This is a genomic window from Pseudonocardia halophobica (genome assembly GCF_050948485.1).
GTDB classification, from domain to species: domain Bacteria; phylum Actinomycetota; class Actinomycetes; order Mycobacteriales; family Pseudonocardiaceae; genus Pseudonocardia; species Pseudonocardia halophobica.
Window position 1 is genome coordinate 2,054,066 of the sequence record NZ_CP192046.1, and the last position, 20,879, is coordinate 2,074,944.

At 68.9% G+C, this 20,879-nt stretch carries 14 protein-coding genes, 1 tRNA gene and 3 rRNA genes; 10 read left to right on the forward strand and 8 right to left on the reverse strand.

Annotation, left to right across the window (positions count from 1 at the left end; translation table 11 throughout):
• Nucleotides 1–8 precede the first annotated feature (8 nt).
• The 3 genes from ACQP04_RS09870 (at nucleotide 9) to ACQP04_RS09880 (ending at nucleotide 2,850) form a co-directional block, all read left to right on the forward strand.
• On the forward strand, nucleotides 9–377 hold the full coding sequence (locus ACQP04_RS09870) for a hypothetical protein (RefSeq protein WP_433506757.1): 369 nt from the start codon (nucleotides 9–11) through the stop codon (nucleotides 375–377).
• Entirely contained in the window at nucleotides 374–1,579 is a 1,206-nt protein-coding gene (locus ACQP04_RS09875; RefSeq protein ID WP_433506758.1) for an FtsK/SpoIIIE domain-containing protein, read from the forward strand. The genes ACQP04_RS09870 and ACQP04_RS09875 overlap by 4 nt, the downstream gene beginning before the upstream one ends.
• A gap of 260 nt (nucleotides 1,580–1,839) precedes the next feature.
• Nucleotides 1,840–2,850 carry a protein rep gene (locus ACQP04_RS09880; protein WP_433506759.1) on the forward strand — a complete coding sequence of 337 codons (1,011 nt, stop codon included), beginning with the start codon at nucleotides 1,840–1,842 and terminating at the stop codon, nucleotides 2,848–2,850.
• A 224-nt stretch (nucleotides 2,851–3,074) separates the two neighbouring features.
• Here ACQP04_RS09880 and ACQP04_RS09885 read toward each other — a convergent pair whose 3' ends face one another.
• The 7 genes from ACQP04_RS09885 to ACQP04_RS09915 form a co-directional block, all read right to left on the reverse strand.
• Nucleotides 3,075–4,001 (reverse strand): phage major capsid protein, encoded by a 927-nt coding sequence (locus tag ACQP04_RS09885; protein WP_433506760.1) that lies wholly within the window; start codon nucleotides 3,999–4,001, stop codon nucleotides 3,075–3,077.
• A gap of 238 nt (nucleotides 4,002–4,239) precedes the next feature.
• Nucleotides 4,240–4,503 carry a hypothetical protein gene (locus ACQP04_RS09890; protein WP_433506761.1) on the reverse strand — a complete coding sequence of 88 codons (264 nt, stop codon included), beginning with the start codon at nucleotides 4,501–4,503 and terminating at the stop codon, nucleotides 4,240–4,242.
• Nucleotides 4,504–4,539: 36 nt separating this feature from the next.
• Nucleotides 4,540–6,630, reverse strand: a complete 2,091-nt coding sequence (locus ACQP04_RS09895; RefSeq protein WP_433506762.1) for an AAA family ATPase — start codon at nucleotides 6,628–6,630, stop codon at nucleotides 4,540–4,542.
• Nucleotides 6,627–6,938 carry a hypothetical protein gene (locus ACQP04_RS09900; protein WP_433506763.1) on the reverse strand — a complete coding sequence of 104 codons (312 nt, stop codon included), beginning with the start codon at nucleotides 6,936–6,938 and terminating at the stop codon, nucleotides 6,627–6,629. Before ACQP04_RS09900 ends, ACQP04_RS09895 begins: the two co-directional genes overlap by 4 nt.
• The gene (locus tag ACQP04_RS09905; RefSeq protein WP_433506764.1) at nucleotides 6,935–7,258 is read right to left on the reverse strand and encodes a hypothetical protein; all 324 of its coding nucleotides are present in this window, start codon (nucleotides 7,256–7,258) and stop codon (nucleotides 6,935–6,937) included. The genes ACQP04_RS09900 and ACQP04_RS09905 overlap by 4 nt, the downstream gene beginning before the upstream one ends.
• 251 nt (nucleotides 7,259–7,509) lie before the next feature.
• Nucleotides 7,510–8,445 (reverse strand): tyrosine-type recombinase/integrase, encoded by a 936-nt coding sequence (locus ACQP04_RS09910; protein ID WP_433506765.1) that lies wholly within the window; start codon nucleotides 8,443–8,445, stop codon nucleotides 7,510–7,512.
• Between the two features lie 76 nt (nucleotides 8,446–8,521).
• Nucleotides 8,522–8,595: transfer RNA gene (locus ACQP04_RS09915), tRNA-Arg, on the reverse strand.
• Between the two features lie 173 nt (nucleotides 8,596–8,768).
• Between ACQP04_RS09915 and ACQP04_RS09920 the strand changes: the two genes are divergently transcribed.
• Complete coding sequence (locus tag ACQP04_RS09920; RefSeq protein WP_433506766.1) at nucleotides 8,769–9,557, forward strand: PP2C family protein-serine/threonine phosphatase; 789 nt, start codon at nucleotides 8,769–8,771, stop codon at nucleotides 9,555–9,557.
• Here the strand turns inward: ACQP04_RS09920 and ACQP04_RS09925 are convergent.
• Complete coding sequence (locus ACQP04_RS09925) at nucleotides 9,469–10,122, reverse strand: methyltransferase domain-containing protein (RefSeq protein WP_433506767.1); 654 nt, start codon at nucleotides 10,120–10,122, stop codon at nucleotides 9,469–9,471. The two genes, ACQP04_RS09920 and ACQP04_RS09925, sit on opposite strands and share 89 nt — an antisense overlap.
• A gap of 62 nt (nucleotides 10,123–10,184) precedes the next feature.
• Between ACQP04_RS09925 and ACQP04_RS09930 the strand changes: the two genes are divergently transcribed.
• The 6 genes from ACQP04_RS09930 to ettA all read left to right on the forward strand — a co-directional run bounded on the left by ACQP04_RS09930 (nucleotide 10,185) and on the right by ettA (nucleotide 20,512).
• Entirely contained in the window at nucleotides 10,185–12,365 is a 2,181-nt protein-coding gene (locus tag ACQP04_RS09930; protein WP_433506768.1) for a cytochrome c oxidase assembly protein, read from the forward strand.
• Nucleotides 12,366–12,862: 497 nt separating this feature from the next.
• Nucleotides 12,863–14,379 (forward strand): 16S ribosomal RNA (locus ACQP04_RS09935).
• Between the two features lie 309 nt (nucleotides 14,380–14,688).
• Nucleotides 14,689–17,810: ribosomal RNA gene (locus tag ACQP04_RS09940) — 23S ribosomal RNA — on the forward strand.
• Between the two features lie 134 nt (nucleotides 17,811–17,944).
• Nucleotides 17,945–18,061: ribosomal RNA gene (gene rrf / locus ACQP04_RS09945) — 5S ribosomal RNA — on the forward strand.
• The 16S, 23S and 5S rRNA genes sit together here, the layout of an rRNA operon.
• A 233-nt stretch (nucleotides 18,062–18,294) precedes the next feature.
• Nucleotides 18,295–18,810, forward strand: coding sequence for a single-stranded DNA-binding protein (locus ACQP04_RS09950; RefSeq protein WP_433506769.1), 516 nt, complete (start codon nucleotides 18,295–18,297; stop codon nucleotides 18,808–18,810).
• Nucleotides 18,811–18,835: 25 nt separating this feature from the next.
• Nucleotides 18,836–20,512, forward strand: coding sequence for an energy-dependent translational throttle protein EttA (gene ettA / locus ACQP04_RS09955; protein WP_433506770.1), 1,677 nt, complete (start codon nucleotides 18,836–18,838; stop codon nucleotides 20,510–20,512).
• Nucleotides 20,513–20,879: the final 367 nt, after the last annotated feature.

The following is a 20,879-nucleotide window of genomic DNA, read 5'->3' on the forward strand; positions in this document are numbered from 1 at the left end:
AGATCATCATGCGTTCGATCCCTGTCGACCTGTCCCGCTGCACGCTGATCGGCACGGGCAAGGTCAGCGCCCGCGCGGAGTACGTGGAGTTGTCCGACGGCTCTCGCCGCGCGTCCGGGCAGCAGGCCACCGACCCGGACACCGGCCTGCCGTTGTGGACGGTGGACGTCCTGGTGGACGACGACGACGCGCGGCGAGCCGAGGTTGTCGGGGTCACGGTGCCTGCGGCGGAGGAGCCGGCGTGCCCGAAGTGGCGGCCGGTGGCGTTCCGGGACGTGACCGCCACGCCGTACGTGGACCGGCAGTCCGGGCGGGTGGCGGTGTCGCTGCGGGCCGCCGGGATGGCGGAGCCGGTCGCTCGGCCGTCGGTGGCGTGAGCGGGTTTCTCACGGCCGTGGGGTTGTGGGTGGCCCTGCTGGTCGTGTGGTGCGCGCTGGGTCGGCTCCGTGGCGTTGTGCGGGCCGGCCGGCGTGCCCGCTCCTGGGTGCCGGCGCAGGGCGTGCGGCTGGCCGAGGCATGGCAGCGCGCGGCCGAGGGTGCGGGCCTGGTCCGGACCGTGCCCACGGTGACCGGCCCGACCGTGATCGCGCCGGCCGTGGTCGGGGTGTCCCTCGGCCCGCCCACGGTGCTCAAGGTGGCGTTGGAGCCGGGCATGACCGTGGCCGATGTGCGCGCGGTGGCCGGCCGGCTCGCGCCGCACCTCGGGGTGTTCGGGGTGCGGGTGGAACCGGTCGGAGTCGGGGCCGAGGTGGCGGTGACCTTGCTGCGGTCCGACCCGCTGGCCGGCATCCCTCGGCCCCGGCTCGCCCCGGACGCGTTCGCGGTGGAGCTCGGCCGCGATGAGCTCGGCGACCGGGTAGAGCTTGAGCTTGAGGCAGCGGCCCACCTGATCGTGCAGGGTGCCACCCGGTCCGGGAAGTCGACCGGGCTCTATCGCGTGCTGGCCCGCCTCGGCCGGCTCCCGCACGTCCGGGTGACCGGGTGCGACCCGACCGGGCTGTTGCTGGCGCCCTGGTTGGCCCGTAGCGGCCCGATCGCACCGTCGGTGGGCACCGGGGACCCGGCCGCGCATGTGCGGGTGCTGGACGCCCTGGTGGTCGAGATGGACAAGCGGGTGGCGGCGATCCCGGCCGGGCGCGACGCGGTGATCCTCGGCGAGGGGTGCCCGTTGCTCGTGGTGGTGCTGGAGGAGTGGCCGGGGCTGTTGCGGTTGCTGGACGGGGCGGACAAGACGGCCGGCAAGCAAGCGCGCGCCCTGGTCGCCCGCCTGCTGGCCGAGGGCGCCAAGGCCGGCGTGCGGGTGGTGATCGTGACGCAGCGGGCCGAGGCGGCGATCGTGGGCGGGTTCGAGCGAGGGCAGGCGTCGCACCGGCTCTCGTTCCGGGTCGACACCGCCGACGCCGTGCGCATGCTGCACCCGGACGTGGACCCCGACGTGATCGCCGCGCACGCCACGGCCGAGGCCGGCGTGTGCCTGCTGACTGCCCCGGGCCGGCCGTTGACCCGGCTGCGGACCCGACCGATGCCCTACAGCGCGTATGTGGCGGCCGTGACCGGGACCGGTGGGGGTACGCGGTGACCGCCGGGATGCCCTTGGCCTTGGCCCCGCCCCGGCCGGAGGTCGGGGGGCGGGGCCGGCGCCCGAAGGGCGCCCTCGGTAACACTGCGGACAATCCTTCCCGGGGCCGTCGCCGTGACCGGTCGGACGTGGAGAGGGAGCAGGATCGGCGCCGCAACCGGGCGGTGGCGATGGCCTGGCGGACGCGGTTGTGGCGGTTCACGTCGTTGCCCCGGTTGCGTAACTGTGGGCGGGTGTCGCACACCTCGGCCGGTGGCCCGGTGCTGCGGGTGTCGGCCACCACCGGAGGCCGGCGGGCCGGGGTGGCGGGGCTGCAATCGTGCGGGTCGGTGTGGGCGTGTCCGGTCTGCGCTCGCCGCATCGCCGCCCGCCGCTCCGCCGATCTCCAGGTGGTGCTGGACGCCGTGGCCGAGCAGGGCGGGGGTGCTGCACTGCTCACGCTGACCATGCGCCACCACCGGGGCCACGACCTCAAGGTGTTGTGGGACGCGCTGTCCGCGGCGTGGGGTGCGGTGACCTCGGGGCGGGGCTGGACGGCGGACCGGGAGCGGTTCGGGGTGCTGGGCTGGGTGCGCACCGTGGAGGCCACGCACGGCCCCAACGGCTGGCACCTGCACGTCCACGCCCTGATCATGTTCGACACGCCGGTCTCGGTGGAGCTGGCCGGGGAGCTGGCCGGGCGGATGTTCGGACGGTGGGCGCGGGCGCTGGGTCGTCGTGATCTCGATGCGGTGGCCGATCGTGGTGGGTTGGACGTGCAGGTGGTGCGGATGGCCGGGGAGTCGGTCCGGGCCACAGCCGACTACCTGTCCAAGATCACCCTGGAGGTGACCTCACCGAGTACCAAGGTCAGCCGCGACGGGAACCGTTCACCGTTTGCGATCTTGCGTGATGCGCTCGCCGATGGCCTGGCCGACGACGTGGAGCTGTGGTGGAGCTGGGAGCAGGCATCGCACGGTCGCCGACAGCTGACCTGGAGCAGAGACCTCCGTGCCTGGGCCGGGCTGCACCGGGAGGCCACGGATGAGGAGATCGTTTCCGAGGACTTGCACGGCGACGATGTGCTTGCGCTTGAGCCGCAGTCGTGGCCGCTCGTGCGCGCCGAGGTTGCCGACCTCCTGGACGCCCTGGAGACCGGCGGGGTGCCGGCCGCAGCCCGGTGGTTGGACTCGCGCGGCGCCCGGTGGCACAGACCGGGGGGTGTACCCCCGACCCCACCCCCGCCGCGGCAGCGGGCCGTGCTGCGGTTCGGGCTGCGTACGGGTCTGTAGCAACGCTAAATGCCTGGTCCGGCCAGCCCTCGATGGCTGGGTTGAGCGCGTTCCTGGTGTGGGTGTGGCCCCGACCGCGCCCCGGCCGCAGGAGCCGGCGACCGTCGAAGCGGGCGCGATCGGGACCACGAGGGTGCCCCCGTGCCACCGCCAGACGAAACGGCGACGTGAGGGGCGAGCCGGCGCCCGTGGAGGAAGCAGCCACGGGCACCGGACAGACGGGGTCAGCTCTGCGGGCTGGCCGGGTTGACGATCGCCACGGGCACGCTGGCGGTGCCGGACTGGGTCACCGGCTGGGCCAGGTGGTACCCAACTCGCATCACCGCGCGCATGGCCGTGGAGTCGCGCTGGAACATGTTGTTGGTGATGTTGCCGTCCTCGTCGGTGATCACGGCCGAGTTGCTGAAGTCGATCGTGAGGTCCTGGCGGATGCCGATCAGCACGTTGGACCAGTCGGCCACGACCACGTCTGCGGCGTCGGCATCCCAGTACACCGGGTCCGTGCGCACGCCGAGCCCGGCCACCGAGAGCGGGAACGGGGCGTTCGCGCCGACCGGGGACGCGGTGAACGCGTCGGTGCGGGTGGCCGCGGCCCGGTACTGCCAGCCGGTCGCCACGGCCGCGGCGCTCGGGTTGTACTCCGCTTCGGCCACCTTCTGGGCCGCGCCGAGCAGGTCGACCACCGGGTCCCCGCTGGCGTTGACGGTGTGCCCGGCGGCGAGCGCGGCGGTCACCATGCCGGCCGGCCAAGACGGCGGGGCTTCCTCGCCGAAGATCACGGCCCGGTCCAGGCGCCGGGCGAACGCCCGGGCGACCAGCGGCCGGATGGCCTCCCAGATGCCGAACTCCGAATCCGCAATGACCGAGTCGGGCACGGCGATGATGACGGCCAGCTCCTCCGCGATCAGCGGGGTGGAGTCGAACGTGGCGGCCGAGGTCTGCTTGAGCCCGCGGTCACCGGTGACCCAGTAGGCATCCGGGGTGCTGCTCAGGACGGGGATGCGGGAGTCGCGGGTGGTGGTGGGGACCCGTCGGCCGAGGGTGAGCGCGGTGGACTGAGTCTCCACCTCGCCGACGATGGCCTCGGCGATCTCGGCGGGGACCTCGCTGGCAGCGCCGACGCGGTCGATGACGTCATTGTAGGAAGGCACGGTGTCGCTCCAGGAGCACGAGAGCGCGCGCGGGGGCGCTCGGGATCGGGGCGTGGCCTCCTGGGGCCTCTGCGCCCGCCACGGGGCCGGCTCGGCGCCATCCGGGGCGCCCTGCCCGACCGACTCGGCGGGGTGACCAGACGGCCCGCCACCCGGGCCGTAGACCGTCCGATGTGGACGATCATAGCGGCCGACTGGCGGGCCGTGGTCGTGCTTGAGCTAGTTCGAGGTGCCCGGGCTACTCCGACGTGTCGGTACGGCCCTCGTCCTTGAGCGGGGCGTTGAGCGCGTGGTCGTGCTGACCGCAGACGTCCAGCGGCGGGAACGCCCGACCCTCGGCGTGCACCGCGGCCAGGGCGTCGGCCGGCACCCGGTTGACCTCCTCGCAGCGCAGGTGCACCGCGTCAGCGGCCACGGCATTGCCACCGAGGGTGGTCCAACCGCGGATCAGGTGACTGGTCGTGCTGCGGGCCGCGGTCAGGTGGCCGGTGGCGTCGGTCATGTCATCGTCCTTTCTCGGGAGCGGGTTGCGCTCGCGTCAGTCGTCGGCCGGCTCGGCGGGCCGGTGGGGCGAGTCGGTGCCGGGCGGGTAGGCGCAGGAGCGGCAGAGGCCGAGGATCAACGGGTGCGGCGAGGGTTGCCGGCAGCGCGTGCACCGCTCGCTCTCGGCCACCCCGCTCGGCTCGGGCGAAGGGAGCACCAAAGGGGGCGAAGGGGGCGGGGTTTCTGACGGTGCACTCTTTGCTCCCTTGGGTTCGCCGGGGTCCCAACACCACATCCACGGCTCACCCGCGCCGCCCGATTTCCTCGCCTTTGCACCGAGTCGGACTTTGGCTCGCTTGACCTGATCGCGGCTGTAGCCGGCGCCCTCAGCGGCCCTGTACGCATCGTTGGCGGCGAGCGCGCCACCGCGTTCGATGAACAGGTCTTCGAGCCATCGGTCGATCTCGCGGCGTTCGTCGCCGCCGTCCCGGTCGCCGCGCAACAGGTCCGCCGCGCCGCGTTCTGACGTCCCGGACCACGCGACCCGGGCCACGTCGGTGCCCGGCGCGCTTTCCAGCCGGTAGGCCAGGCTGTCTGGCATCTGAGCCAGGTTGGACTTGATGCACGCCAACACCCGCACCTCGGGGTCGTCGGGGTCCAGGGCGACCACGTAGCCGGCCCGGGCCGCCCCCACAATGCCGATCGACCCGCCACCGCGGTACATCGGTGATCCGCCCGCGCTCTTGTTGAGATGCCGGAGCAGGATCACCGTGCAGCCGGTGGCCTCGGCCAGCGCGGCGACCTGGTGCAGCACGGTGCGCACGTCCTGGTCCTTGTGCGCGTCGACCTTGCCGGGCATGTAGGCCATGAGCACGTCCACGATCAGCAACCGGGCCCGGACCCGGTGGATCGTGTCGCGGATCGCGGCCACGTCGGCGAGCGTCACCGCCCGCTCCCGCTCGCCGGTCCGGATGGCGGTGATGGCGTGGACCCGGGCCGGGTCGCCGCCGGCCGCGTCCAGCCGGGGCCGGATGGTGTCGGCTAGCCCGTCCTCGGCGGAGAGGATGACCACCGCGCCGGTCTCGCACGGCGCCCCGTCGGGCCACGGCCGGCCGGTGGACACGTGCGCGGCCAGGGTTACGGCCAGCGTGGACTTGCCCACGCTCGGGTCACCGTCGAGCGTGACCAACTTCCCGGCCGGCAACCGGCCCGGCCACAACCAGGCCAGCCGCTCGGGCGCCACGTCGGCCAGCGACACCGTCACGGGCGCCGGGCCTGCCTCGGCGCTGGCCGCGGCCTGGTTCGGGACACGAACAAGGTCCTCGGGTCCGTAGCCGGCGTGAGCGTGGTCCGTCAGGTCTTTACCCGCCCGGGGCTCCACCACGCTCACGTCCCGGGCCAGGCCGCGCAGACTGTCCGCCACGGCCGCCGCGTGTTGCCGGCCCGGGTCGTCCCGGTCCTGAACGACGATCACCGACCGGCCGGCCATGTGCCGGGCGTGCTCGGGCCGCCACTTGCCGGCTCCACCCGCGTTGCAGGTGGCGACCACGCCCCACCGTTCGATAGCGGTGTCGGCGTCGCGCTCGCCTTCCACCACATACACCACGGCGTCCGACTCGGCCGAGGCGAGCAGTTCGGGCAGTCGGTAGGGCGTGTGGTTCAGCTCGGCGGACCCGCCGGACTCCCAGTGCTCGCCCACCTTGCGCTGTTGGTGGAACCGTTTGTCCGGCCCGCGCACTACCTTGCCGATCTCGCGGCCGTCTCCGTCGCGGTAGACGTAGTGGGCCGGGCCGGCGGCGGGCGCCTGCGAGGCGGTGGGCACGCTGGCCGGCCGGTCCTCACTCAGGTCGGACCAGGACAAACCGAGCGCGTCGACCACCGCGTCCGAGGTGCAGCCGGCGTGGCAGTACAGCACCACCGGCTGTTCGTCGCCCTCACGAATCGACAGCGACGGGTCGTGATCGTCGTGCGCGGGACAGCGGGCCACCCAACCGCTGCCACTGCACCGAACGCCGGCCCCGCCGGCCTGTCGCTCCAGGGCGTCGAGCACCCGGTCGAGTGGGGCAAGGCGCTCGAGGTGGTCGTGTTCTGGGTCCACCTCGAGGTGCAAGTTCCCGGTGCCCACCGCGGGGTTGGACAGCGTCACGAACGTTCCCCCCGCACCGTCCAGGGCGTGACGATGTAGGAGCCGCGGTCACAGCCGGCGCGGCGTGGTCCGCCCTCGGCGGGGCCGAGGTGGTGATGCGCGTTGCCGCAGTCGAACGGGCACCGGCTGACGATGTGCAGGTGCCGGCGTCGTCCGCCCGGGACCGGGGGAAAGGCCACCGAGCGGGCGACGACGGACGCCCGGCGGGTCTCCCGGATACGCTGGCCGGGATCGGTGGGTTGCTGATCGCTCGTGGTGCGGGTGGCGGGGCCGGGCCGGGTCCCGCCCCCGGTCACGTCGGTGCTCACGCGGCGCCGTCCGTGTCACGGCCCGCGCGCCGTCGCCGGGCCTGGGCCGAGCGCAGGGCCAGCCGGGAGAAGTAGGCGCGGCGCGCGGATTCGGCCCGTAGTGCCCGCTCTGCGGGGGACATGGTGCCGTCCGGGTCGATCTCGCGCTCGAACCGGTCGAGCATCGCGGCGCGGGCTGCGGCCCGGCCGGGCGCCGTGCGGGCGGAGCGGTCGGACGTGTTCGCCCACGAGGTGTGCGCGGCGATCCTGGCGATCAGGGCGCGGTCGGAGCCCGGGTCGTCAGTCGGGGCAGACAGGTCGGAAGGTGTCTTGGAGGACACGCGAGGAAGCCTCTCGGGATGCTTGAGAGGGCAGCGGCCGGCGGCGACTGCCCATCCCCGCGAGGTAGCGCTTCGGCTGTCAGCGGGTGCGTCCCGGTCACGACCCCCGCGAGCGTGTCAAGGCGATCAGCGCGCGTGAGCTGAACGCGGGGGAGGGCACGTGGCCCGGTCCGACTTCCTCTGCCGCACAGCGTACACGGGCGCTGTGCATCGCCACGGGAACCTCCGTGATGCCCAGGTAGTCGCGCGTTTCAGAGGGTGTCGCCGAGCCCGGCCCGCTTGTGCGCCTCGCGGGCGCGTTGGTCCGCGGCGCTCGCGGCGTAGCGCCCGACCATCTCCCGCGATCGCCACCCGGTCAGCCGCATCAGGTCCTGTTCCTGGTTACCGGCGGCAAGCCAGCGGTGAGCGAAGGTGTGCCGGAACCGGTGCGGGTTGACCTCGCCGATGCCGGCCTCGGCCCCGCGCCTGTCGAGCATCTGCGCGATGCCTGACGCAGTCATCGCGCCGCGGGCGCCGAGCCACAGCGCCGGTTGCTGCGCGTACGGGTGTTTTGCCCGGCTGCGCAGGTAGCGCCGCAGGGCGTCGCCGGTGCGCACCCCGAACGGGGCCGCTCGGCCGCGCCGGCCCTTCCCCAGGACCCGGGCAACGTCGAGGTCGAAATCGAGGTCATCGACCGTGAGCCCGGCCAGTTCGCCGGCCCGGACGCCGGTGTCGAGCAGCATCCGCACGATCGCCGCGTCGCGCCGCGCCTCGAAGGTGTTGCCGCGGCAGGCGTGGAGCAGCTTGCTCAGCTCCTCGTCCGTGATGATCGGGACCGGTTGTTCCGGCACGGCCGGCGGACGCAGCTTCTCGAAGGGGCTGTGTTCGATCTCCTCCTCGTCGACCAGCCACCGGAAGAACTGCTGCACCGACCGGTACGCCCGGGCGATGGTTGCCGGGGCCAGCGTCCCGCCGCGCCGGCTCGGCCGCGTGGACAGGTGGACCAGCCACGCTTCGAGGTGACCGCGAGTGATCGCCGCGGGCGCGGTCGGCAGGCCCTCGGCATCGAGGTAGTCGGCGAGGATCTCGGTGTCCACGAGGTAGCGGTGGATCGTCTGCGGCGCCCGGTTGGTGGCCATGAGGTGTCGGCGGAAGTCCGGGAGAAGGCCGCGGACGCTGTCGGGTGCGGGGGAGCCGGCGCCGGTCACCTGCGGGAATGTAGCGGCCGGCTCTCTTGCTGAGCAAGCGTCTATGCTGTAGCTTCACCTGCGTTTCCGCAGGTAGTGCCCCCGGCAGGATTCGAACCTGCGACCCAGAGATTAGAAGGCTCTTGCTCTGTCCAGCTGAGCTACGAGGGCGTGGGGCCCGGAGGCCGCCGCCGACGAGGGTAACGGCTCGGGTGTCGACAGGGGCTCCGACGCCGCCCGACCGAGCGACGCGGGCCGCCGATCCGGCCCGTTCCCCGACGTCACCCGTCCGTTTCGCGGTGTCCGCCCTCACGCGTCGAGGGTGCGAGATCCATACTAAGCGCATGGCACTGGGACTGCGCTCCGCGATCGGCTCGGACGTCGGCCGCCGGCGCACCGCGAACGAGGACTCCGGCGCGGCCGGGGACCGCCTGCTCGTCGTCGCCGACGGCATGGGCGGCCACGCGCACGGTGAGCTCGCGAGTGCGCTCACGGTGGCGGCGATGCTGGAGCTGGACGAGCGCCTGCCCCAGGATCTCTCCGACGTGGACCTGCTCGGCGAGCTCGCCCGGGCGGTCGACGAGGCGTCGGAGCGGCTGGCCGAGCACGCCCGCAAGGAACCGGACACGCAGGGGATGGGCACGACGGTCGTCGCGCTGGTCTTCGACGGCGCCCGGCTCGGACTCGCGCACGTGGGGGACTCGCGGATCTACCGCTGCCGCGGCGGCGAGCTGCGCCAGCTCACCCACGACCACACGATGGTCCAGCAGCTGGTCGACGAGGGCCAGATCACGCCGGAGGAGGCGCTCGTCCACCCGCGGCGCTCCGTCCTCATGCGCGCGCTGAGCACCGAGCACCCGGTCGAGGCGGACCTCGAGTTCCTCGAGCCGGAGCCGGGCGACCGCTACCTCCTCTGCTCGGACGGGGTGACGGCGGTCCTGCCGGACAAGGCGATCGAGGACCTGATGGCCGCGCCGACCGGGCCCGAGGTCGTCGTCGCGCAGCTGATCACGCTGGCCAACGAGGGCGGTGGGCCGGACAACATCACCGCCGTCGTGGCGGACGTCGTCGACGCGGGTGAGGCGCAGGCGCAGGGCGTCCGGGTCGTGGGAGCAGCGTCCGACCTGCGTTAACGGCGGCTGACCAGGCGTCGGAAGCCGACCGGCACGGTCCCTCCGGAGGCCGCCAGCCGCGCGACGCGACGCTCCACGGCCTGCCTGCGCGACCGGTCCGGTTCCGGCCATGCGCGGCCGCGACGAGGGGCGCCAGCTCGGCCGGTGCGCGGAACACGGCGCGCACGTCGCCGAGGACGGCGAAGTCGGCCGCCGCGAGCAGCCAGCCCGGATGGTCGACGGCGGTCGGGCACACCCAGCCCGCGCCGAGCAGCCCGCGCCGCACGCCGCGTCGCAGTTCGCCGAGCGACCGCCCGGGCGCCGGGACGACGACGACCACGCTGCCCGCGGGCCGCAACACGCGGCGGACCTCGGCCAGCAACGCGTCGGGCCGGTCGAGCGCGGGGAGGACCCGGTCGAGCACCACGCAGTCCGCCGCGGCGTCGCCGAGCGGGAGCGCCCCGGGCGAGGCGCGTGCGTCGGCGACCGTCACCGCGCCGGGGTCGTGCGAGGTGATCGAGACCGTCCGGCCCGTGGTGGGCAGGGCGGCGCCGACCCACTCGGTCAGTCCCGGGACGTCCGTCACGTGGGGGAGTCTGGCAGCGGGGTACGACGGAAACCGTCGTGACGCGGGCATAGCCTGGTCGCATGGCGCAGACGACCGCCGACCCCACCCCGACGACGTCGCCCCACCGGCCACCCTCGGGCGTCGGCGGCCTGCTGGGGCTCGGCATCGCCGTGGCGGTCCTCGTCGCGGCAGGGCTCACGGCCCTCACCGGATCCCGGCCCGTCGAGAACCTCGGGCTGCCCGACCCGGGCACGCTGACCACGATCGGGCTGCCCGCGGTCCGCGCGGTCGCCGAGGTGTGCGCCGTGCTCGCGATCGGCTTCCTGCTCCTCGCGGCGTTCTTCGTGGCTCCGCAACGGAGCGGCTATCTGGACGTCGCGGGGTACCGCGGGGTACGGGCGGGCTCGTACGCCGCTGCGGGATGGGCCGTGTCGGCCCTGCTGCTGGTGCCCCTGAGCGCGGCGGACGCGTTGGGCAGATCGGTGGTCGACGTGCTCGACCCGGGGCTCCTGATCTCGGTCATCCCCAAGCTCGCGGACGCCATGGCGTGGCTGCTGACCGCGATCGTCGCGTTGCTGCTGCTGGTCGCGTGCCGGCTGGTGCTGTCCTGGGGATGGACGGTGGTGACGTTCGGGCTCGCCCTGCTGGGCCCGCTGCCGGTCGCCCTCACCGGGCACTCCGCGGCGGGCGGCTCTCACGACGTCGCGACGAACAGTCTCGTGCTGCACATCCTGGCCGCGTCGCTGTGGGTCGGCGGCCTGGTGGCCGTGCTGTCGCTCGCCGTCGCCAGGGCGGACGACGACAGCGTGACGCTCGGCGTCGCAGTGCGCCGGTTCTCACGGGTCGCGTTCTGGTGCTGGGTGGTGCTGGCGGCCACGGGGGTACTCAACGCCCTGGTCCGCGTGTCGCCCGCCGACCTGATCGGTTCGACGTACGGCGCGCTGCTGCTGGGGAAGACCCTGGCCCTGGTGGTGCTGGGTGCGCTCGGCTACCTGCACCGCAGGCACACCGTCGACGCCGCCGGTCGGGGCGAACGTGCAGCACTCCTGCGGCTCGGTGGGGTGGAGGTGATGCTGATGCTCGCCACCATCGGGCTCGCCGTGGCGTTGGGACGCAGCGCGCCGCCCGCCTCGAACGTGGCTCCACCCTCGCGGACCGAGGTCGTTCTCGGGTACGACCTCGACGGTCCGCCGACCCTGGCGCGCCTCGCCTTCGACTGGCGGCTCGACCTGATCTTCGGCACCGCCGCCGTGCTCATGGCCCTGCTCTACCTGCTGGGTGTCCGACGGTTGCGTGCGCGGGGGGACACCTGGAAGCCCGGGCGGACGGCGGCGTGGCTCTGCGGCTGCGCGGTGCTGCTGATCGCGACGAGCTCGGGCCTCGGGAAGTACTCGCCGGCGATGTTCAGCGTGCACATGGGTACGCACATGATGCTGTCGATGCTCACGCCGATCCTGCTCGTGCTGGGAGCACCGGTCACGCTGATGTTGCGTGCGCTCCCGGTTGCCGGGCGGGGGAATCCGCCGGGGCCGAGGGAGTGGTTGCTCGCGGCCGTGCACTCGCCGGTCGCCAGGTTCGTCACGCATCCGCTGTTCTCCCTGCCGGTGTTCGTCGGCTCGTACTACGCGCTGTACTTCTCGAACCTGTTCGGGTGGGCGCTCAACGAGCACTGGGCGCACGTCGCGATGAACCTGCACTTCCTGCTGGCCGGGCTGATCTTCTTCTGGCCCGTGATCGGCGTCGACCCGTCGCCGCGACGCCTGCCACCCGTCGTCCGGCTGGCGGTCGTGTTCATCTCCGTGCCCTTCCACGCGTTCTTCGGCGTGGCGTTGATGGGCGCGGACACGGTGATCGGGGAGCAGTTCTACCGGTCGCTGGCGCTGCCGTGGGTCACCGATCCGCTCGTGGACCAGAAGCTCGGGGGCGGACTCGCGTGGGCCTCCGGCGAGGTCCCGCTCCTCCTGGTGATCGTCGCGCTGCTCATCCAGTGGTCCCGCCACGACGAGCGGTCGGCCCGGCGCGATGATCGCCGGGCGGACGCAGACGGGGATGCGGACCTCAAGGCTTACAACGAGATGTTGCGCCGCTTGGCCCGTGGTGGACGCCCGTCGGGCGCGTCCGAGGAAAATCTTGAAGATCCTGCGGACGGTGCGTCGCACGACGAACGACGGGTGGAGGGCCCCTCCGCGGGGCGCGAGCCGGCCGGGGCGTCGGGGATCGGGGCAGGTGAACGGCCCCGGGACGTCCCGTCGTCGGACTGACCGTTCGTCGCAGGGCCGTTCGGGGCCGTCTTGCTCTCCGTCGGCCGTTTGCGCAGGTCAACGCGCCAATGGGGGGCCGATTTGACCACCCCCGGTAGCCCTGGTGTAACTTTCCCTTCGTCGCCGCGGCGAGCGGAAAGACGGATCGGGCCGGTTCTCCGGGCCGGGTCGGGCTCGCCGGAGGGTGGCAGCCTCCGCGGAAGCGATACCTTCGGGTAGCGTGGCAGGGGCGCGTCGGACGGAAGTTGGGGGTTGCCCCTCCAGTTCGGACGACGTAACATAAGAGAGTTGCCCCGGACTCGATCGAGTCTGGTAGGCTCTCGAACAGAAGCGACAACGCCCCGGACGGATCCCGCAAGGGTTCTTGGTGGTGTGCGGGTGTCTTTTGAGAACTCAACAGTGTGTCGAGCTAAGTGTTCTGGTGGTTTTTGTGCCAGTTCATGTTTGGTCTGCTGCCGGCCCCGTCCGGTGGGTGGACTGTTTTTGAGAGCCAGTTTTTGTTGGAGAGTTTGATCCTGGCTCAGGACGAACGCTGGCGGCGTGCTTAACACATGCAAGTCGAGCGGTAAGGCCCTTCGGGGTACACGAGCGGCGAACGGGTGAGTAACACGTGGGTGACCTGCCCTCAGCTCTGGGATAAGCCTGGGAAACCGGGTCTAATACCGGATAGGACCTTCTCCTGCATGGGAGTGGGTGGAAAGTTTTTCGGCTGGGGATGGGCCCGCGGCCTATCAGCTTGTTGGTGGGGTGATGGCCTACCAAGGCGACGACGGGTAGCCGGCCTGAGAGGGCGACCGGCCACACTGGGACTGAGACACGGCCCAGACTCCTACGGGAGGCAGCAGTGGGGAATATTGCGCAATGGGCGGAAGCCTGACGCAGCGACGCCGCGTGGGGGATGACGGCCTTCGGGTTGTAAACCTCTTTCGCCAGGGACGAAGCGTGAGTGACGGTACCTGGATAAGAAGCACCGGCCAACTACGTGCCAGCAGCCGCGGTAACACGTAGGGTGCGAGCGTTGTCCGGAATTATTGGGCGTAAAGAGCTCGTAGGCGGTGTGTCGCGTCGGCCGTGAAAACCTGGGGCTTAACTCTGGGCTTGCGGTCGATACGGGCATCACTGGAGTTCGGCAGGGGAGACTGGAATTCCTGGTGTAGCGGTGAAATGCGCAGATATCAGGAGGAACACCGGTGGCGAAGGCGGGTCTCTGGGCCGATACTGACGCTGAGGAGCGAAAGCGTGGGGAGCGAACAGGATTAGATACCCTGGTAGTCCACGCCGTAAACGTTGGGCGCTAGGTGTGGGGGCCATTCCACGGTCTCTGTGCCGCAGCTAACGCATTAAGCGCCCCGCCTGGGGAGTACGGCCGCAAGGCTAAAACTCAAAGGAATTGACGGGGGCCCGCACAAGCGGCGGAGCATGTGGATTAATTCGATGCAACGCGAAGAACCTTACCTGGGTTTGACATGCACCAGACATCCCTAGAGATAGGGCTTCCCTTGTGGTTGGTGTGCAGGTGGTGCATGGTTGTCGTCAGCTCGTGTCGTGAGATGTTGGGTTAAGTCCCGCAACGAGCGCAACCCTTGTTCCATGTTGCCAGCACGTAGTGGTGGGGACTCATGGGAGACTGCCGGGGTCAACTCGGAGGAAGGTGGGGATGACGTCAAATCATCATGCCCCTTATGTCCAGGGCTTCACACATGCTACAATGGCCAGTACAGAGGGCTGCGAGACCGTGAGGTGGAGCGAATCTCTTAAAGCTGGTCTCAGTTCGGATTGGGGTCTGCAACTCGACCCCATGAAGTTGGAGTCGCTAGTAATCGCAGATCAGCAACGCTGCGGTGAATACGTTCCCGGGCCTTGTACACACCGCCCGTCACGTCACGAAAGTTGGTAACACCCGAAGCCGGCGGCCCAACCCTTGTGGAGGGAGTCGTCGAAGGTGGGACTGGCGATTGGGACGAAGTCGTAACAAGGTAGCCGTACCGGAAGGTGCGGCTGGATCACCTCCTTTCTAAGGAGTCTCACCGTGTGGTGGGCGTCCCCAGGTTTCTGGGGTCCTTTCACTGATACGCCTCCGGATGGCGCCGGCTGCTGTGGCAGTGGGTGTGGGGGCGCTGGGTGGAACGCAAAGAGTTCTGCTGGGACATGTTTGAGGCTTGGCACACTGTTGGGTCCTGAGGAGACACCTGTGGGTGTGTTCTTGGTGGCCGCGTCCGGTCTGGTTCATCTAACGCCCGCCGTTGTGTGGGTGGTGGTGTGACGGGGGTCGGGGTGTGGTTGTGTGTTGAGTGTTGCATAGTGGATGCGAGCATCTTGTTGTGGTCAAGTGTGTAAGGGCACATGGTGGATGCCTGGGCATCAGGAGCCGATGAAGGACGTGGGAGGCCGCGATAGTCCTCGGGGAGTTGTCAACCGAGCTGTGATCCGAGGGTGTCCGAATGGGGAAACCCAGCGCCCGTCATGGGGCGTTACTTACATCTGAATTCATAGGGTGTAAGGGGGAACGTGGGGAAGTGAAACATCTCAGTACCCACAGGAAGAGAAAACAACCGTGATTCCGTGAGTAGTGGCGAGCGAAAGCGGAGGAGGCTAAACCGTGTTCGTGTGATACCCGGCAGGGGTTGCGGATGCGGTGTCGTGGGTTGTGGTCGTCGGGGTTCTGCCGGACCTCGGATTGTGTGGTTGTGTGTTAGTGGAAGACTTCTGGAAAGGGTCGCCGTAGTGGGTGAGAGCCCCGTACGCGAAAACGCGCAGCGCATGATGGACCTCATACCCGAGTAGCAGCGAGCTCGTGGAATTTGCTGTGAATTTGGCGGGACCACCCGTTAAGCCTAAATACTTCCTGGTGACCGATAGCGGACGAGTACCGTGAGGGAAAGGTGAAAAGTACCCCGGGAGGGGAGTGAAATAGTACCTGAAACCGTGTGCCTACAAGCCGTCAGAGCCTTTATCGGTGATGGCGTGCCTTTTGAAGAATGAGCCTGCGAGTTATGCTTCGTGGCGAGGTTAACCCGTGTGGGGTAGCCGTAGCGAAAGCGAGTCTGAACAGGGCGTTGAGTCGCGGGGTGTAGACCCGAAGCGGAGTGATCTACCCATGGCCAGGGTGAAGCGTCGGTAAGACGTCGTGGAGGCCCGAACCCACCAGGGTTGAAAACCTGGGGGATGAGCTGTGGGTAGGGGTGAAAGGCCAATCAAACTCCGTGATAGCTGGTTCTCCCCGAAATGCATTTAGGTGCAGCGTCGCGTGGTGGGTACCGGAGGTAGAGCACTGGATGGCCTAGGGGGCCGACAAGCTTACTGAAGTCAGCCAAACTCCGAATGCCGGTACTGTTAGCGCGGCAGTGAGACTGCGGGGGATAAGCTTCGTAGTCGAGAGGGAAACAGCCCAGATCACCGGCTAAGGCCCCTAAGCGTGCGCTAAGTGGGAAAGGATGTGGGATCGCCGAGACAACCAGGAGGTTGGCTTAGAAGCAGCCACCCTTGAAAGAGTGCGTAATAGCTCACTGGTCAAGTGGTCCTGCGCCGACAATGTAGCGGGGCTCAAGCGCACCGCCGAAGCCGTGGCAATCCGACATTCATCCGCCGGGGCCTTTTTGGGGCGTTGGTGTAGTGGTTGGGTTGGGTAGGGGAGCGTCGTGCATCCGGTGAAGCCGCCGAGTGATCGAGTGGTGGAGGGTGTGCGAGTGAGAATGCAGGCATGAGTAGCGAATGCAGAGTGAGAATCTCTGCCGCCGGATGACCAAGGGTTCCTGGGCCAGGTTGTTCCGCCCAGGGTGAGCCGGGACCTAAGGCGAGGCCGACAGGCGTAGTCGATGGATAACGGGTTGATATTCCCGTGCTCGTGATAGTGCGTCCATGCCGAGGCTGTTGATGCTAACCATCCGAACCCGCCTCTGAGTCCTTCGGGACGAGGGGGAGTGGGGGAGCGTGGGATCCGATTCGGTAGTAGGCAAGCGATGGGGTGACGCAGGAGGGTAGCCTCGCCACGCGGTGGTTGTCGTGGTGTAAGCCTGTAGCCCGATCTCCAGGTAAATCCGGGGGTCATATAAGGGTGAGAGGTGATGCGTAGCCGATTGAGGCGAAGTAGGGTGATCCCATGCTGTCGAGAAAAGCCTCTAGTGAGTGCTGTTGCGGCCCGTACCCTAAACCGACACAGGTGGTCAGGTAGAGAATACCGAGGCGATCGAGTGAACTCTGGTTAAGGAACTCGGCAAAATACCTCCGTAACTTCGGGAGAAGGAGGGCCGGTTGCCTTGAAGCCCCGTTGCGGGCTAGGGGTGGCCGGTCGCAGAGACCAGGCCCAAGCGACTGTTTACTAAAAACACAGGTCCGTGCGAAGTCGCAAGACGATGTATACGGACTGACGCCTGCCCGGTGCTGGAACGTTAAGAGGACCTGTTAGCCGATTCGTCGGCGAAGCGGAGAATTTAAGCGCCAGTAAACGGCGGTGGTAACTATAACCATCCTAAGGTAGCGAAATTCCTTGTCGGGTAAGTTCCGACCTGCACGAATGGCGTAACGACTTGGGCGCTGTCTCGACCAGAGACTCGGCGAAATTGCACTACGAGTAAAGATGCTCGTTACGCGCGGCAGGACGGAAAGACCCCGGGACCTTTACTACAGCTTGGTATTGGTGCTCGGTTCGGCTTGTGTAGGATAGGTGGGAGACTGTGAAGCGGTCACGCTAGTGGTTGTGGAGTCGTTGTTGAAATACCACTCTGGTCGAATTGGGTGTCTGAACCTCGGGCCATGATCTGGTTCAGGGACAGTGCCTGGTGGGTAGTTTAACTGGGGCGGTTGCCTCCTAAAGGGTAACGGAGGCGCCCAAAGGTTCCCTCAGCCTGGTTGGCAATCAGGTGTTGAGTGTAAGTGCACAAGGGAGCTTGACTGTGAGACTGACGGGTCGAGCAGGGACGAAAGTCGGGACTAGTGATCCGGCACCTCCTGGTGGAAGGGGTGTCGCTCAACGGATAAAAGGTACCCCGGGGATAACAGGCTGATCTTGCCCAAGAGTCCATATCGACGGCATGGTTTGGCACCTCGATGTCGGCTCGTCGCATCCTGGGGCTGGAGTAGGTCCCAAGGGTTGGGCTGTTCGCCCATTAAAGCGGTACGCGAGCTGGGTTTAGAACGTCGTGAGACAGTTCGGTCCCTATCCGCCGCGCGCGTAGGAGACTTGCGGAAGGCTGTCCCTAGTACGAGAGGACCGGGACGGACGAACCTCTGGTGTGCCAGTTGTACCGCCAGGTGCATGGCTGGTTGGCTATGTTCGGAAGGGATAACCGCTGAAGGCATCTAAGCGGGAAGCTCGTTCCAAGATGAGGTCTCCCACCACCTTTGCGTGGGTAAGGCTCCCAGTAGACGACTGGGTTGATAGGCCAGAGATGGAAGCCCTGTGAGGGGTGGAGTTGACTGGTACTAATAGGCCGAGGGCTTGCCACAACATGTTGTTCGCATCCACTGTGTGACCCTGAGCACACGACCAGTCCGGCCCGGTTTCGGGTCGGTGGTTGGTGTTCGACCCGGTCCATTCCCCCGGTAGAACGGGGGGTGGGGTGGGATAGGTGAATAGTGTTGTCGGTGGTCATTGCGGAGGGGGAACGCCCGGTCCCATCCCGAACCCGGAAGCTAAGCCCTCCAGCGCCGATGGTACTGCACTCGCCAGGGTGTGGGAGAGTAGGTCGCTGCCGACATCAAACCTTGGGAAAGGCCCCGGAACTGCGGTTCCGGGGCTGCGTTCTCGGCTCAGAGTGCGACGGAAGCGGCTACCACGCTCCACCGACAATTTCTCGCCTCGCCGTGTCGGAAGACGTCGAACGTTCCCCACTCGGGTCCGCGTGTCCACAGGATCGGCATTCGTTCCGTCGAGCTCCCGTTCTCGCCCGATGCTTGGTCCACCGGATCGACCAATACGAGGAGCGAGAAGATGACCGAGATCCTGACGACCGTGGTGGGCCGCCTGACGAATGCGCCTGTCACGCGGGACCTGGGCGGCGGCCGCGAGGTCGTCTCCTTCCGAATGGCCTGCAACCACGGGTACCTGGACCGCACGACGGGCCAGTGGAAGGAGTCGTCGACCTCCTACGTGTCCGTCGACATCTGGCGCAAGCACCTGGGCCGCAACGTGCAGGGGTCGTTCGTGAAGGGCGACCCGGTGATCGCGCACGGCCGGCTGTACGTCCGGGACTACGAGCAGGAGGGGCGCACCCGCACCGCCGTCACCCTCGTCGCCGACGCCGTCGGGCCCGACCTCAACACGGCGATGGCCGCCGTCACCAGGGTGCGACGGACCGCCGACGGCAGCCTGGTGGAGGAGGCCGGCATGCCGATGCCGGGCGACGACGGTGCTGCCCAGGAGGGTGTGCCGGTCGGTCCGCGCTCCGCACCGGAGGAGGAGCGGCTCGGACAGGTGGCCGAGGTCGTACCGGCCGCGAGGGCCTGACCCCGGCGGAACTACCATCGTGGGCGTGGCGGAGTTCATCTACACCATGAAGAACGTGCGCAAGGCGCACGGCGACAAGGTCATCCTCGACAACGCTTCGATCAGCTTCTATCCGGGGGCCAAGATCGGTGTCGTGGGGCCGAACGGCGCCGGCAAGTCGAGCGTGCTGCGGATCATGGCGGGGCTGGACCAGCCCAACAACGGCGAGGCATTCCTCGCGCCCGGGGCGACGGTCGGCATCCTCCAGCAGGAGCCCACGCTGAACGAGGAGAAGACCGTCCTCGGGAACGTCGAGGAGGGCGTCGGCGAGATCAAGCAGAAGCTCGACCGGTACAACCAGATCGCCGAGCAGATGGCGACGGACTACTCGGACGCGCTGATGGAGGAGATGGGCACCCTCCAGGAGGAGCTCGACCACGCCGACGCCTGGGAGCTCGACTCCCAGCTCGAGCAGGCGATGGACGCGCTGCGGTGCCCGCCGCCGGACGCCGAGGTCACGCACCTCTCCGGTGGTGAGCGCCGCCGGGTCGCGCTGTGCAAGCTCCTGCTGTCGAAGCCGGACCTCCTGCTGCTCGACGAGCCGACCAACCACCTCGACGCCGAGAGCGTCCTGTGGCTGGAGCAGTTCCTCAGCTCCTACCCGGGCGCGGTCCTGGCCGTCACCCACGACCGGTACTTCCTCGACAACGTGGCGCAGTGGATCCTCGAGCTGGACCGCGGCCGCACCTTCCCGTACGAGGGCAACTACTCCACCTACCTGGAGAAGAAGGCGGAGCGGCTCGCCGTCCAGGGCAAGAAGGACGCGAAGTTGCAGCGGCGGCTGAAGGAGGAGCTGGCCTGGGTCCGCTCCAACCCCAAGGCGCGCCAGGCGAAGAGCCGCTCGCGGCTCGACCGCTACGAGGAGATGGCGGCCGAGGCGGACCGGCACCGCAAGCTGGACTTCGAGGAGATCCAGATCCCGCCGGGCCCGCGCCTGGGCAACACCGTCGTCGAGGTCTCGCACCTGGACAAGGGCTTCGACGGGCGGCAGCTCATCAAGGACCTGTCCTTCTCGCTGCCCCGCAACGGCATCGTGGGCGTCATCGGGCCGAACGGTGTCGGCAAGACCACGCTGTTCAAGACGATCGTCGGCCTGGAGAAGCCGGACTCGGGCGAGGTGAAGGTCGGCGACACGGTCAAGCTGTCGTACGTCGACCAGAACCGCGCCGGCATCGACCCGAACAAGAACGTGTGGGAGGTCGTGTCCGACGGGCTCGACTACATCCACGTCGGGCAGACCGAGATGCCGTCCCGGGCCTACGTCGCGGCGTTCGGGTTCAAGGGCCCGGACCAGCAGAAGCCGGCCGGCGTGCTGTCCGGTGGTGAGCGGAACCGGCTGAACCTGGCCCTCACGCTCAAGCTGGGCGGCAACCTGATCCTGCTCGACGAGCCGACGAACGACCTGGACGTCGAGACCCTGGGGTCGCTGGAGAACGCGCTGGAGCAGTTCCCGGGCTGCGCCGTGGTGATCTCCCACGACCGCTGGTTCCTCGACCGCGTGGTGACCCACATCCTCGCGTGGGAGGGCACGGACGAGAACCCGGCCAGCTGGTTCTGGTTCGAGGGCAACTTCGAGGCGTACGAGAAGAACAAGATCGAGCGCCTCGGAGCGGATGCCGCGCGACCGCACCGTGTGACGCACCGTAAGCTGACCCGTGACTGAGAGCTATCACTCTCCGGTGGCCTGAGGGCACGGAGCGGCAGCGGGAGCGACCCCGGAGTCGGGGTGCACGGGAGGGTGCATGTCCGAAGTGGTCCGGCACGACGGGGACCAGATCTCCGGGGCGGCGATGGTCGGTGTCGCCTCGTCGCTGCGGTGGAGCAGGCCGGATCTCACGGCCGATCTCGCCGGGCACGTCGCTGATGCGGCGCGGTCCGGCGACCCGGCTCTGTGGCTCGCCGCCCTCGGGTGGCGGGTGCACGGAGTTGCGGCGGTGGGCGACGGCCGTCCGGCCGTCGTCGAGGCCCTTGCGGCACTGGACGCGGTGGACGCCGATGCTGCGGACACGGCGGCCCTGCGTCTGCTGGTC